Genomic DNA, 14,096 nt, shown 5'->3' on the forward strand with positions numbered 1-14,096 from the left:
CAAAGTGTCAATCGTTGCCTGTATAAATAAGTTGCTTCACTGGATTTACGCTTTATTAAAGAGAAAAGAAACGTTCCTAGATTTAGCCTAATTAATGGTTTTATGAAACAGAGGAAAATACCTCCAAATGGTTTTGGAGGTATTTTGGCATGGCCAAAAATAGTATATCATAAGGGAAATGAAAATTTTAGAGAAAGATATTGACATCCTATTAGCTGGTTTAGTTGAACAAGAATTACACATTAAAGACCAAAAACACTTGGGTACTCAAGTGTTTTTTATGCTAATTATATTGTTATTTAATCTGCTATTTAACTTGCCAATTCGTATGTTATTTACTTTGTTATTTGGCTTTTTCTCCACGTTATCTGAACTACTTACTAAAAAGCTAGGGTTCTGCCCAACAATTCCACGTTCCTATGAAGTTATGAATAAATTATGCATTAATGATTAAAAAGTAATAACAGATGGAAGTTATTTGGCATAAAATCCCTATCCCCCATCTTAAAATTATTTCAGAGTTGAATACAAAATATCAAAATTGAAATTTAATTGTAAAATTTACCTCTATCAAAGTGTAATTAACTGAATATTTATATTATTTTTTATATTGGCGCAGCAATTGCATATAAGAATATATCTACCATTTCAAGGAGGCTCAAATATGCAAGAAAATCTGAATAAAAAAATTGGAGGTTCTGCGTCGGAACATTATGATAGTGATGCTGCACAACTGGCATCGCTTGGATATGAATCTGAATTTCGCCGCGACATGAGTCCGTGGGCAAACTTTTCGCTAGGGTTCACTTATCTTTCACCTGTAGTAGGTGTGTACTCACTATTTGCATACGCACTTGCGCAAGGTGGCCCACCTATGATTTGGAGTTTTTTCATCGTTGGACTCGGACAAATACTAGTCGCACTTGTCTTCAGTGAGATTGTTGCGCAATACCCTGTTGCAGGAGGAGTTTATCCTTGGGCACGAAGACTATGGGGGCGCAAGTGGGCGTGGATGACTGGCTGGGTTTACTTAATGGCCTTGCTTGTGACGATTGCCAGTGTCGCGTACGGAGCTGGACCTTATCTAGCACAAGTTTTGGGTTTTGAAGTATCGGTGGACTCCGCGATTCTTTGTGCAGTAGTCCTTCTTGCACTATCGACTATCATCAATTTTCTTGGCACAAAGGTTCTCGCAGCTGCAGCAGTTATTGGTTTTGCTGCTGAACTTATCGGTGCGCTTGTAGTTGGATTTTGGTTGCTTATCACACAAAGGGTGCACGGTCTTGATGTGCTCTTTGATTCTTTTGGTGCTCAAGGTAGTCATAGCTACATGTATGCATTTGCAGCAGCTGGATTAATTGGAATTTTTCAATATTATGGGTTCGAAGCTTGTGGTGATGTTGCTGAAGAAGTACCGAATCCAGGTGTTCTTATCCCAAAGGCAATGCGTCGGACCATTTACATTGGCGGTGCTGCAGCAACTTTTGTTTGCCTTGCTTTAGTACTATCAGTTGCTGATATCCCAGCAGTTATCGCTGGTAAGGACGTAACGCCTGTTGATACCTTACTAAACGATGCATTTGGTGCTGTTGGCGCGAGGATTGTACTGGGTATTGTGTTGATTTCTTTCCTTTCATGTGTAATGAGTTTACAAGCGGCAGCAAGCAGACTTGCCTATTCGTATGGCCGTGATGACATGATTGTAGGAAGCCGATTGTTAAAGAAATTTTCGGCTGCTCGTCATATTCCACCTTATGCGCTGCTTCTTGCCGCAATTGTCCCAGCCCTCATTGTGCTTGGATCAAAAGTGTCTACAGATGCGCTCACAAAGGTAATCAGTTTTGCGGCATTTGGCATTTATCTTGGATTCCAAATGGTTGTCTTTGCTGCACTTCGAGCTAGACTAAAAGGATGGAAGCCAAGTGGTAAGTATCAATTGGGCAAGTGGGGACTGCCCGTCAATATTGGTGCGCTTGTCTACGGAATCATCGCAATGATCAACATGTGTTGGCCAAGAACGCCAGATGCACCTTGGTATGATAACTATATCGTGCTCGTTTCAGGAGTCATAGTTGTAGGTATTGGTTTACTGTATATGATGATTCATCGTAGCTACGGACATAGCAATGTGCCGTATAATGTTGCGATACCGAAAAAATATATCTCTCATAAAAACAAGCGCAATGACATGTCAATGTAGGTTTGTTGCTAACTCATATTAGCCACTCTAAAGGGTTTTCCTTCTTCACTTTTTTTATTCGTAAAAATCTCTTAAACTTTGATTACCAGAAATTATATTTTCACTCGTTTTTTTTTTCACGCATCCCGTAAACTAGACTGGACACTCACATATTAAAACAGAAGGGTTCGAGATCTTTTAAAGATTCTCGAACCTTTCTGCTTATGTTCAATTATTCTATCAACGCAGACTTACATTTTACTAATTTTTTATTCATCCCCATCCGTCCTTCCACTGGCGAAAGTTAATGGACGTAATCGGTTTTTCTTTTCCAGTCATTTCACTATACATATAATCGATTCCTTTGATCATTGCGTAGAAGGTTACAACAGGGATTATCAATGCAGTCGTAAAAGGTATCATTCCTTATCCCTCCATTTATCCAATTCTCATCATTCACGTTAATGGCATAACTTCTGCCTTCCTTCTTCAAATACCCTTCATTTACTAATTCCACCATCATGGCATGAACCTTATTATTCCCTAAACCTATCAATCTTGCTAACTTATTTACTCGGAGCTCACCAGTGTTTGCGATCCAGCGTTTCAGCTGGTCAATTGGTTCTTCTTCTTTGACCTCTTGAATTTCACCCTCCACAACAACCCCGTCAAACAGATGAATAAGCTTATCAAAGATATCCTCCTCCTCTTCCTTATTCAGTGTTAATACTGGGGCTTGGAATCATTCAAACTCATTCTTACTGCCCTCAATCTTAGCGATACGGTCACAAAGTAACGGGTGCGTTAGCTGAAGATCGGAGCTGTCTTTAAGGCGGCTTTTCCTTATGGAACTTTCCATAAGGAGTGCTATTATAAGACCTATCGAAAAATGCCAAAAACGATGTGCATTGGTGGACGGAATTATATCCTCTGACGTATTTATATTACCTCTTACTAAAATGCCTTACACAGCTATTTAAGTAGTAAATCATTTCCACTTTTTAGTTTTTTCTTTCCGGAAATAATGCTATTATTTGTAAAATACATATAATAAGGCGGGACTTTATGGATAAAAAAACTCACTAGCTTTGATTTTTCTCTTAATACCTCTGGCAATATCAATTTATTTTTGGTTTTTGGATTCAGCCTTATTACGAGGCGGATATGACTCAACTATAGATGGTTTTGTAGTAGCCAGAGCCTTAATGATTATTTACACATTACATTTATTGGGTAAATTAGGGGAATTTATCATTAAGAACAAAAAAGATTAGCTATGAGCTAATCTTTTTTGTTTTATAGATTGATGGATTAAATACCTCAATAAGGGAGGTTGCTGAAGCAGCCATTTTCTTATGGCACTAACGGGGCAGGATAGTTTAAGAGGATATAGATAAATATGGTAAAGTTATATACAAGAGAAAATTAAAACTGGAGGAAATTAGATTGGGAGACTTAAATATTTTTTTATCTTTTGGTGCTGGGGTACTTTCTTTTATATCTCCTTGCTGTTTGCCCTTGTATCCTGCGTTTTTATCTTATATTACAGGATTATCAGTTAGTGAATTAAAAGAAGATACTAACAAATTAAACCGCAGACCAATGCTTCATACCTTTTTCTTTTTGATTGGGTTTTCTATTATTTTTGTAATATTAGGGTTATCAACTTCTTTTATTTACGATCTCTTTTATGAATATATTGATTTAATTAGACAAGTAGGGGCTATTTTGATAATTATTTTTGGTTTAATGATTGTTGGGATTTTTCAACCGAAATTCTTAATGATGGACAGGAAAATGAAATTTAAAAATCGCCCATCTGGTTATATCGGTTCTATTTTAATTGGGATAGGATATGCTGCTGGTTGGACTCCTTGCATAGGACCAATATTAGGTGCCGTTATAACACTTGGTATCTCGACTGGCCAGGGTTTAGTATATATGATCGCTTATATACTTGGGTTTTCCTTACCCTTCTTAACAATGTCATTTTTTATAGGAAAATCAGGATGGATAAAAAAATATAACCGTAAAATAACTCAAATTGGTGGTTATTTAACAATTCTTATGGGGGTTGTCTTGTTTTTTGATTGGATGACCAATATTACATCTTTTCTCACAAATAATGTATTTGGTGGCTTTACTGGTTTCTAAGGCTTAATGAACTACCATGAAAATAAGTTTCTTTAAAAATGAAAAATGACAATACTTAAGAAGACCCTGCTCAATCGTTTTAAAAAAAGAGGAGAGCGTTAATTAATTAGTCTATGGATTAGGGTTGACTGGATTAAGGTCAGTATCAGTATTGACACTTCCTAACCATTTTCATTCTTTGTGGTGAATCGCCGATTTTTGCGATTCATGGATGGCTAACGGGTGCGTTAGCTGAAGATCGGAGCTGTCTTTAAGACAGCTTTTCTTACGGAACTAACGGAGCAGTTTAGTGGAAGAAGGATTCCTTGAATCTTTGTGGAATATATTACCTTAAATAATATTCACATTGTTAATAACCAGACAGTGGGGGAGATTAATATGTCATTAAAAGTAGGAGACATAATTACGTTTGAACGAACTTTTACAGTAAGAGATGTTGAATTATTTACTGAGATTTCAGGTGATGAAGGGATTCATCATATAACCCCAGATGAACAAGGAAGACTTGTCATTCAAGGGTTATTAACGGCAACTCTGCCAACAAAAGTAGCTGGAGATAATAACGTACTGGCTCGTAGTACGAGTTTTGAGTTTTTAAGACCTGTTTTTACGGGAGATACAATAGTTTGTAAAGTTAAAATTGAGAAATACGAAAGGCAAGAAAATAATAGGACAGCTTTTGTAGCATCCTTTTTATGTAAAAATCAGAATGAAAAAGAAGTATTGAAAGGAGATGTATCAGGCGTAATTCTTTAAACTTTCTTAAACTACTGGAGCAATATTGAAAGCTCAAGACTGTCATTTGACGGTCTTTTTTTATGCAACAAACAGGGGGAGGATTTCTGTAATGAATGAGTTTCTTATTCAATAAGCAAAATTATCTTTGTGAAAGAATGTACTTAAACTAATGGGTGCGTTAGTTGATTAAGAATTAAGTGATATTATGTGTGAGGCCAGATTTTAGTTAAAGGGCGCTATTCTGGAACAAGGGTAAGCGCCTATTTTTCATTATAGGGCCATTTAATTGAATAAGCTTTTGAATTACGATGCAGTTTGTTGAAATGATATATTTAAATAAAATTAAACGTTAATACCGAAATATAATGAAATAAAGAATAAGGAAAAGGGGGATTGAAAATGGATGTAAGATACCCAATTGGGAAACTACAAGTTCCTGAAAAAGTAACATTAGAAAATATTCAAGAATGGCTAAAGGAAATCGAAACTTACACGATTCGATTAAGAGAAACTGTCGACTCATTAAGTGATGAGGAATTAAGCAGAACTTATCGTGAAGGTAGCTGGACAGTTCGTCAACTTGTTCATCACATTGCAGATTCTCAGTTGAACATGTATCACCGTTTGAAGCTGGCTTTAACAGATGAGAATCCAACAGTACCAGCTTTTGATGAAGAAAAGTGGGCTATTCAACCGGATACAAAGCTTCCTGTAGAAAGTTCTATTAAAATGTTAGAAGGTATAAATGAGCGCATCGTATCTTTAGGACATAGTTTAACTGAAGAGCAATTAGATCGAGCTTTTACTCACCAGATAAACGGTATAATAACAGTTGCAACAAAAGTTGCAAAATTAGCTTGGCACGAAGAGCATCATTTAGCCCATATAAAAATCGCATTATCAAAATAATACAATATGTATAAAAGTGGCTTATCGAACCTCGATAAGCCATTTTTAAAATTAAAATAAGGAATAATTACAGAAGTTTTATTCAACTAAAGGGGCAGGATAGCTGAAGAAGGTTTTTGAAGAAAAATCAAAAAGTTTTATGTAAAAGAATGTGAAGGGATGGTACGTATTAAATGAATGATGTAATCGATTTGATTGACACAAGAAAACCTGGAGTTACGGATTTAGATATAAAATCAGCAGAAGAACAATTAGGAGTTGTTTTTCCCAAACAATACAAAGAACTTTTTAAACTATCTAACAATGCTCAGATTGATGAATGGACTCTGTTTCCTATTAAAGACTCCAAAAACTTAAAGAGAACCTGGGATGATATTGTAAGACAAAATCAAGATGTGAGAGATGAAGGCATGGCAGATAACCTAATATCTATTGGTGAAGATGGTACAGGGGACAAATTATGTTTTCGGATTGTTGATACGGTAATGGATGGTAAAATTTATATATGGTATCATGAAACCGAAGAATTAGAAGAATTAGCTTCTAACTTAAAAGAATTTATTGTATCGAATTCTGAATTTGAAGATGAGATTGATGAGGATGAATAAATAATAAGCTAATCTTGTTGAACTAACGATTGCGTTAGCTCGAAGCTGTCTTAAGGCAGCTTTTTCTTAATGCAACTAACGGGGCAGGTTAGTTCAACAAGCGTAGTGTATTCGTACTGTGCAACATTAAAACTTACACCCACCTTACATTATTTGGTTTGTAATATTGGTAAGGAGCTGTTGTCTAATTGAATGTTAATAATATAAGTACATCCATTTCTGAAGATATAATTATCACTAATTTGACAGGTTTCATAAGTCTTGCTGATGTAAACACCTGGTTTAATTCATTTGAGAAAACGTGCTATTCATTTATTAGACAAGGAAAAAAGTATAAGTTGTTAGTTAATCGTAAAGGTTATACTCCAGAACATTTTTCTGTACAAAAATTGTGGAAAGAAAAATTTTTCTCTAATAATATATTAGAGAATACGACTGCAGTCGCTTTTTTATTAGAAGAAGGGGATATTCTAATTCACCTAAAACATTCTAATACCAAAGACAATGCAATGTTCTCAAGTAACTATGACCAATTAATTGACTGGCTTACTAAATATTAATAATGGATTTCTACTCCTAAGTTGCTGAAAGGTAACTTTTTTTAATGCACAGTTTGTGTCAACTCTAAATAAGTCTTTATTTCAAAAAGGGAGGTTGCTGCGGCAACCTTTTTCTTACGGAACTAACGGGGCAGTATAGTTTAAGAAGGAAACACTCCAGTTTAATTATATAATCATAAGATAGGGGTGATGGGACTTTGAAAAGCATTCCGAAAAAACAGGAAATATTACTCGATGAAGAAATTGATGAACAAGAGTTTGTAAGCATAATCAATAGTTTTTACAAGCAAGATTGTTATATCTATGCGATTATTCCTGAATACGAACAAGACCTATTAAATGAACTTTCAAATGACTTTAGTGAAGTTAATAAATTCCCTTTACCTCGTTCTTTTCCAAGGGAAATGGGTTGTATGGGTTATGTAAAAGACAGTCTCAAAAAATATATTTACGATTTTTATTTAAGGTCCACCACAATGGACTATTTGGTTTTTTCCGAGACTGATGTATCAGACCAATTAAGCAATTTAACTAAGAAGAGTCTGGATATATACAAAATATTTGAATCCAACAAAATTCCTCATATAACCATTGGTCCCGATGGTCAATGGCTTAACGTCCGTGTATATTGAAAATCTTGTTCAACTAAAGGGGCAGGTTAGTTAAAAAAGGGTTTTGCAATCCTTATGCAGAATAAGGTAATGCTTAAAATCTTAGTACATAAAGGGTGTGTATGAGGATGGATTGTAAGAATGTTACCGGAGAAAATGATACAGGCAAATCACAATTAAATATACTTCTTGAAATAAATGGAATTTGCTTATCGCTTAATTTTAACCTGTGGCTACGAGGCGGATGGGCGATAGATTTTCTTCTTGGAAGGATTACTCGGTCACATTCTGATATTGATTTAGTTACTTGGTTACAGTATCGTGAGCACTTGGAACAGGCTCTTGTTAATGCTGGTTTTCAAATAAAGCCAGTAGGCGAGTTTCAAACCGATTTCCTCAAGAACAATGTCGATGTGAGTTTTGTATTTGTTAGGTATTCTGATAATGGCGATATAGTCGCTAATGGTTTTCCAGATTGGGTATGGAGGAAAGATGCCTTGCCAATGGAACTTTATAATTTACAAGGTGTATCAATAAATGTTCTAAACCCATACCAATTACTTGAGGAAAAAAGAGTTTACGAACAAGGAACAGGGAGAACACTTCGTCCAAAGGATCTTAAAAGCATAGAAATTATTCAACAGATAATTGATGCAAAAAGTTAGAGGTAAATAAAATTCTTATAGAACTAACGGCTGCTTTAGCTGAAGAACGGTAACAGAAAAGGTAGGGTAATTTGTAGGGGGTGCTAGTATTCGAGTTTTCTTATGTTTTTTTTATTTGTTTCTTTTAAGTGGTCTAGTAATGGGTTCAATGGAAAGTATTTTTTTTACTGATATTTTTGGTAAGGTAGGTAAAGGTATTCCAACACTTTTTGCAATACCTTTAATTTATTTGATACGGGATCATTTTAAAGAGATAAAAGACCTGGATTTTGGAATGATGTTGTTTTTAAGTATTGCTTCTTTTACAGGACTTGCAGTCATCTTTGTTGTTTAGAGATGTTAAAAGGTGATTTTAAAATTTCCTTAATGAACTAACGGGTGCTTTAGCGCCATAAGAAGGCTGCCAATTGGCGGCCTTTTGAACGTGCGATTATTTCAATATCATACATTCGGAAAAAGAAGTGAAAAACCCTTAATGAACTAAAGGGGCAGTTTAGTTCAACAAGGATAAAGAAAGCATTATGGTTTAAGTCATAGGGAATAGACAAAGGTTAAAAAAGAGAAAAATAACTTTAAGTAATTTTTATATAGTTGACTCAGTCAATAGAATATAGTTGACTCAGTCAATCAAACGTATTATACTTTTATTAGTTTAAAGTTTCAGAATATTAAGGGGGATTATTATGGAATCAAATAATTATGTAGAAAAAATTCGAAAATTTAACAGGTATTATGCAAATGTTCTAGGCAAAATTGATCAAGAAATCTATAATCAACCTTTTCCATTAACAGAGGCACGGGTAATAACAGAAATCAATTACAGAAATGGTTGTACTGCAACTGAAGTTAGAGAAAACCTAGGAATTGACCGAGGCTATATGAGCCGAATTGTCCAACGATTTGAGGATGAAAATATCATCATAAAAAAACAGTCAACAGAGGATAAACGACAGTATTTACTCTATCTCACCGATTATGGAGAAAAAATTTACAACGACTTAGTTGAAAATGCAAATCGCGGAGTAGATAAAATGATTCACAATTTATCAAAGAGTGATCTGTCCAAGCTAGTCACATCCATGGAAAGAATAGAATCAATTTACTCGGAAGAACGTTCTTCCCATTCAGAAGTCTTAATTCGACCATTTCAACCTGGAGATGTAGGATACGTCGCATACCTTCATGGAACTTTATACGATAAGACATATAAGTTCGGACAGATGTTTGAATATTACGTTATGAAAGGTTTAACAGAATTTATGATTGATACCGATGGGGGAGAGCTTTGGATTGCTGAAGTAAATGGGGAAATTGCCGGTTCTATTGCAATTACGAAGTTCAGTGATACAGTAGCACAGCTAAGATGGTTTGTTTTAAATGAAAATTATCAAGGCATGGGCATAGGGAAAAAACTCATGGAGACTGCCCTCAACTTCTGTAAAGAACAAAATTATCAGCATGTGTTCTTATGGACGGTAAGCACGTTAGAAACGGCTCGCCATCTTTATAAAAAATATAATTTTAGACTAACTGAAGAAAAACCAAATGAAGAATGGACCGGAACTAAATTAATCGAAGAACGATGGGATCTTAATCTTTCTGATGAAAACCAAACAAAGTAAAGCAAAAAATCAAAATTGGAAAAAAGGGATGTTGGATTCAATACCTATGGGGATAAGTTTTATCGTCTTTGGATGCATTTTTGGGGTAATGGCGATTCAAATAGGCTTATCTCCTATTGAAAGTGTTTTAATGTCCCTTGTTTCTTTTGCTGGTTCTGCACAACTATCTGTTCTTTCCATGATAGCCGAAAACTCGAGCATCTCTGCAATGGTTTTAACAACTTTAATGATTAATGCTCGTCATCTGTTGTATGGGTTGTCGTTATCACCTTACTTCTCCAAATTTGATTGGAAGTTCAATAATTTCATTGCTTACTTTTTATCAGATGCTTTGTATGCTTTATCTTTAAACCACTTCCGACAATCAACACCTCAAAAAAGTTACATCATTGGTGCGGGTTTATTTTTATATATGTCATGGGGGCTAGGTACACTCATAGGCACTATTTCCAGCACACTTTTACCAGAGCAATACCATTTGGGATTGGAATTTAGTATGACAACGATTTTTTTAATCTTGGCATTCACTGAAATTACTTCATTCCTGAAGCTCATTACTTTTTTCATTACAGGTTTAATTGTAATAAGTCTATACTTTGTTTTGCCATTGGGAATTCTCTTACTTATTGCAGGATTGGCAGCTTTTATCGTTGGTTATGTTTCAAGTGGTTGTCATCTATTGGAGAGGAGGAGTTAAAACGAATTCAAGTTATCTGTTCCTTTTAATAGGGATGACCATCATTACTTATCTATGTAGACGATTACTTCTGCGAGTACCCGATCGTATTTTGACAAAGAGACTTAAGAGTGGATTGGCATTTGTACCTATTGGTATTTATTCAGGATTGGTGTTTCCTTCCCTCTTTATTGGAGAAACGGGGTTACAATGGAAGCCCCTCTATCTTTTTGCAAGTATTTTCTGTCTGTTAACCCTTAGATTTACAAATAATTTCCTTTTAAGTTTCTTTATAGGTATGGGATTCGTTTTAATTGGGAGTAGTTTTTAAGTTTATGAGGAGGAGAAAATTCATGGATTTGAAATTCACTGACGAACAAGAATTGATTCGTAAAATGGCCCGTTATTTTTCACAAAGTGTTATTGCCCCAGCTGTCAAGGATATGTACCATAATTGATATGTTAAAGAAAAGAAAGGGGATTTGAAATGAAAATTTTTGATGCACATTTTCATATTATTGATTTTGATTTTCCAATCATCGAAAACCAAGGATATTTGCCACCCAGCTATGTTGTTGAAGATTATCAAAATGAAACTGCTGATTTGAATGTAATAGGTGGAGCGATTGTATCTGGGTCATTCCAAGGATTTGACCAAGAATATTTATTGAAAGCACTTAAACAAATGGGATCAAGATTTTGTGGCGTTACGCAATTACCTTTTACGGTGACGGACGAAGAGATTATAAATTTAAATAAAAATGGGGTAAAAGCATTACGTTTTAATATAAAACGGGGCGGTTCAGAAGATTTATCGAAGCTCGATTACTTTGCTAGGAGAGTTTATGATTTAGTAGGGTGGCATAGCGAACTTTATATTGATGCAAAAGAGTTACCCGAAATTGCATCAACTATTGAAAAATTACCTGCCATATCAATTGACCATTTAGGATTATCTGAAGAAGGATTACCTCATTTATTTAAGCTAGTGGATAAAGGCATTCGAGTTAAAGCCACTGGTTTTGGTCGTGTAGAATTGAATATTGAGAATGCCTTAAACTCAATTTATGATATTAACCCAGATGCTCTTATGTTCGGAACAGATTTGCCATCTACAAGGGCGAAAAGACCTTTTGAGTTTGCAGACATTGAATTGATTCAGCGTCTATTTGATGAAAAAGCATCCGATAAAATATTGTATACGAATGCATTAAAATGGTATTTTAAGTAATTCAGCTTCCATTAGATGTATAATGAAAATTGTAAAGTTTGTGAGTGAGTACACTTAAACTAACGGGTGCGTTAGCTGAAGAACAGAGTTGTCTTTGAAGGCAGCTCTTTCTTTATGGAACTATCGGGGCAGATTAGCTGAATAATGACTTTAAGAGAATAGGATAAAAAATCGTTTATAGCTGATTAAGGACTCGATTATAATAGAGATGAAAATGAAGCTTAGAAATAATAAGGTGGTTAAAACAATTGAAATGGGAAAATATAGCGTTTGGTAGTTCAATTTTTATTGTACTAACTTTCCTTCCTCCGTATCTTGATATAATTGGTATTTCTTTTTGGCTTAAAGCAGTATGTATAATTGCTGTACTTTTTAGTGTTCTTTTTATTGTATCTAAAATCAAACTCCTTCAGAGATCGGTAACAAAAAAAGTAGGCTGGTTGAGTTTGATTTCTGTTTTTATTTTAGTAGTCATTTTTGATATTTTAAACAATTAATGAGGTACGTTTAATAAATTTATTTTAGGTCGATTTCCTATTTGGAAATCGGCTTTTTTAATTTCCGGATAGTTTCATAACTCAAAAGTTATGGAGGGTTTCTTGTTCAACTAACGGGGCAGTTTAGTTGAACAAGAAATCATGGTAAAATTCATAAGAATTGTCGAGGTGATTGTATGAAATATACTTGTCCTTGTTGTGGATATAAAACATTAGATGAAGAACCTCCAGGAACGTATGATATTTGTGAAATCTGTTTTTGGGAAGATGATAGTTACCAATATGAACATCCTGATGAGGATGGAGCAAATTATGTTTCCTTTAGAGAAGCACAACAAAACTATAAAAAATTTGGTGCTAAGGGTGAAAGAAGTTTGCAGTATGTAAGAAAGCCAAATAAGTCAGATATAAAGGATCCAAATTGGAAACCGATATGAGTTTATATAGGGGATTATTAAATTAACGAGTGCGTTAGCTTAAGATTAGAGCTGTCTTTAAGGCAGCCTTTTCTTTATGCAACTACCGGGGCAGGTTAGTGGAAGAATGTTTGTTGACTCTAGTTAGAGATACTTGATAATATGGTGGCATGAAATTGTATATAAAAAAGGATGACTGTCATGAAAAAAGCAGTGAAAATAGCCTCCTAAGATAAAATTAATTATATTAGGAGGCGTTGAATATGAAATTCAATATTATTAATCGTGACAATTGGTATCGAAAAGAATACTTTGAACACTATTTACAACAACAAACAACATTCAGTATAACGAATGAAATTAATATTACTATTCTTATGAAGAACTTAAAGAAAAAGAATTATAAGTTATATCCTGCGTTTATTTTTATGGTTACAAAAATAGTTAATTCCCACAGAGAATTTAGAACTAGTTTTAACTCAGAAGGTAATTTAGGTTATTGGACAGAGATTTGCCCTTCTTATACAATTTTTGATAAGAAGACGCACACATTTTCTGGCATTTGGTCACCAAATTCAGCTAATTTTTCTGAGTTTCATTCTCAATATGAAAAGGATGTAGAAAAATACAATGGTACGGGTAGTTTATTTCCAAAAACACCTATACCAGATAATAATATTCCGATATCTATGATTCCTTGGAGTTCTTTTACAGCATTTAATTTAAATATTAATAATGGTGGAGATTTTCTCTTACCAATAATAACTGGAGGGAAATATTCACAAGTAAATGATGAATTATTCCTACCTGTCTCTTTACAAATTCATCATGCTGTTTGTGATGGTTATCATGCAAGTGTTTTTATGAATGACTTACAAAGACTCGCTGATGAAAGTGCAGACTGGGTTTAACTGGTCATTGGATGATAATACCAAGGGAACTGTGTGCAACAGTTCCTTTTTTTATAGAAATACTAAAGTTTGTGAATGAATGTACTTAAACTAACGGGTGCGTTCGTATTATAAGGTTAGCCAGTTTTTACTGGTTGACCTTTTTTTAATAGAATCTATTATATCAGTAGCCAGGGTAGGACGTACGGGTGCGTGGGACTCGATCCCGTGAACTAAACTGTCCTCCCCCTACTTGTAGAAACATGTTTGAGGCTGGTTGGGACGTAGATCTCGTATAACAAGCGAAGCTATGACACTACATGGAGGACTAGGGGTACTG

18 protein-coding genes are annotated in these 14,096 nt (G+C 34.7%); 17 read left to right on the forward strand and 1 reads right to left on the reverse strand.

The window, feature by feature from the left end:
• The first annotated feature begins 664 nt into the window (after positions 1-664).
• A complete protein-coding gene (locus tag BW986_RS28760; RefSeq protein ID WP_076373181.1) occupies positions 665-2,200 on the forward strand; it encodes an APC family permease in 1,536 nt (511 codons plus the stop codon).
• A 322-nt stretch (positions 2,201-2,522) separates the two neighbouring features.
• On the opposite strand, the gene BW986_RS28765 is transcribed toward BW986_RS28760, so the two are convergent.
• A complete protein-coding gene (locus tag BW986_RS28765; RefSeq protein WP_076373183.1) occupies positions 2,523-2,837 on the reverse strand; it encodes a helix-turn-helix domain-containing protein in 315 nt (104 codons plus the stop codon).
• A 788-nt stretch (positions 2,838-3,625) separates the two neighbouring features.
• Here BW986_RS28765 and BW986_RS28775 point away from each other — a divergent pair.
• The 16 genes from BW986_RS28775 (at position 3,626) to catA (ending at position 13,777) form a co-directional block, all read left to right on the forward strand.
• A complete protein-coding gene (locus tag BW986_RS28775; protein WP_076373187.1) occupies positions 3,626-4,333 on the forward strand; it encodes a cytochrome c biogenesis CcdA family protein in 708 nt (235 codons plus the stop codon).
• Positions 4,334-4,711: 378 nt separating this feature from the next.
• A complete protein-coding gene (locus BW986_RS28780; RefSeq protein WP_076373189.1) occupies positions 4,712-5,089 on the forward strand; it encodes an FAS1-like dehydratase domain-containing protein in 378 nt (125 codons plus the stop codon).
• Between the two features lie 381 nt (positions 5,090-5,470).
• Positions 5,471-5,980, forward strand: coding sequence for a YfiT family bacillithiol transferase (locus BW986_RS28785; protein WP_076373191.1), 510 nt, complete (start codon positions 5,471-5,473; stop codon positions 5,978-5,980).
• Positions 5,981-6,153: 173 nt separating this feature from the next.
• Complete coding sequence (locus BW986_RS28790) at positions 6,154-6,588, forward strand: SMI1/KNR4 family protein (RefSeq protein ID WP_076373193.1); 435 nt, start codon at positions 6,154-6,156, stop codon at positions 6,586-6,588.
• A 188-nt stretch (positions 6,589-6,776) separates the two neighbouring features.
• Positions 6,777-7,148, forward strand: a complete 372-nt coding sequence (locus tag BW986_RS28795) for a hypothetical protein (protein ID WP_076373195.1) — start codon at positions 6,777-6,779, stop codon at positions 7,146-7,148.
• Between the two features lie 197 nt (positions 7,149-7,345).
• The gene (locus BW986_RS28800) at positions 7,346-7,780 is read left to right on the forward strand and encodes a hypothetical protein (protein WP_076373197.1); all 435 of its coding nucleotides are present in this window, start codon (positions 7,346-7,348) and stop codon (positions 7,778-7,780) included.
• A gap of 107 nt (positions 7,781-7,887) precedes the next feature.
• On the forward strand, positions 7,888-8,424 hold the full coding sequence (locus BW986_RS28805) for a nucleotidyltransferase domain-containing protein (RefSeq protein WP_076373199.1): 537 nt from the start codon (positions 7,888-7,890) through the stop codon (positions 8,422-8,424).
• Positions 8,425-8,563: 139 nt separating this feature from the next.
• Positions 8,564-8,758: a hypothetical protein gene (locus BW986_RS28810; protein ID WP_076373201.1), complete on the forward strand. Its 195-nt coding sequence runs from the start codon at positions 8,564-8,566 to the stop codon at positions 8,756-8,758.
• Between the two features lie 349 nt (positions 8,759-9,107).
• Positions 9,108-10,046: a bifunctional helix-turn-helix transcriptional regulator/GNAT family N-acetyltransferase gene (locus BW986_RS28815; protein WP_076373204.1), complete on the forward strand. Its 939-nt coding sequence runs from the start codon at positions 9,108-9,110 to the stop codon at positions 10,044-10,046.
• Positions 10,027-10,743: an AzlC family ABC transporter permease gene (locus tag BW986_RS28820; protein ID WP_076373206.1), complete on the forward strand. Its 717-nt coding sequence runs from the start codon at positions 10,027-10,029 to the stop codon at positions 10,741-10,743. Before BW986_RS28815 ends, BW986_RS28820 begins: the two co-directional genes overlap by 20 nt.
• Positions 10,703-11,053, forward strand: coding sequence for an AzlD domain-containing protein (locus tag BW986_RS28825; protein WP_076373208.1), 351 nt, complete (start codon positions 10,703-10,705; stop codon positions 11,051-11,053). The genes BW986_RS28820 and BW986_RS28825 overlap by 41 nt, the downstream gene beginning before the upstream one ends.
• Positions 11,054-11,075: 22 nt before the next feature.
• Positions 11,076-11,180: an acyl-CoA dehydrogenase family protein gene (locus BW986_RS30550; protein WP_142244762.1), complete on the forward strand. Its 105-nt coding sequence runs from the start codon at positions 11,076-11,078 to the stop codon at positions 11,178-11,180.
• A 29-nt stretch (positions 11,181-11,209) separates the two neighbouring features.
• The gene (locus tag BW986_RS28830; protein ID WP_076373210.1) at positions 11,210-11,953 is read left to right on the forward strand and encodes an amidohydrolase family protein; all 744 of its coding nucleotides are present in this window, start codon (positions 11,210-11,212) and stop codon (positions 11,951-11,953) included.
• A 248-nt stretch (positions 11,954-12,201) separates the two neighbouring features.
• Positions 12,202-12,450: a hypothetical protein gene (locus BW986_RS28835; protein ID WP_076373212.1), complete on the forward strand. Its 249-nt coding sequence runs from the start codon at positions 12,202-12,204 to the stop codon at positions 12,448-12,450.
• 176 nt (positions 12,451-12,626) lie between these two features.
• Positions 12,627-12,887, forward strand: a complete 261-nt coding sequence (locus BW986_RS28840) for a CPCC family cysteine-rich protein (RefSeq protein ID WP_076373214.1) — start codon at positions 12,627-12,629, stop codon at positions 12,885-12,887.
• A gap of 242 nt (positions 12,888-13,129) precedes the next feature.
• Entirely contained in the window at positions 13,130-13,777 is a 648-nt protein-coding gene (gene catA, locus BW986_RS28845; RefSeq protein ID WP_076373216.1) for a type A chloramphenicol O-acetyltransferase, read from the forward strand.
• Positions 13,778-14,096: the final 319 nt, after the last annotated feature.

Source organism: Peribacillus simplex, assembly GCF_900156045.1.
GTDB lineage: Bacteria > Bacillota > Bacilli > Bacillales > DSM-1321 > Peribacillus > Peribacillus simplex_D.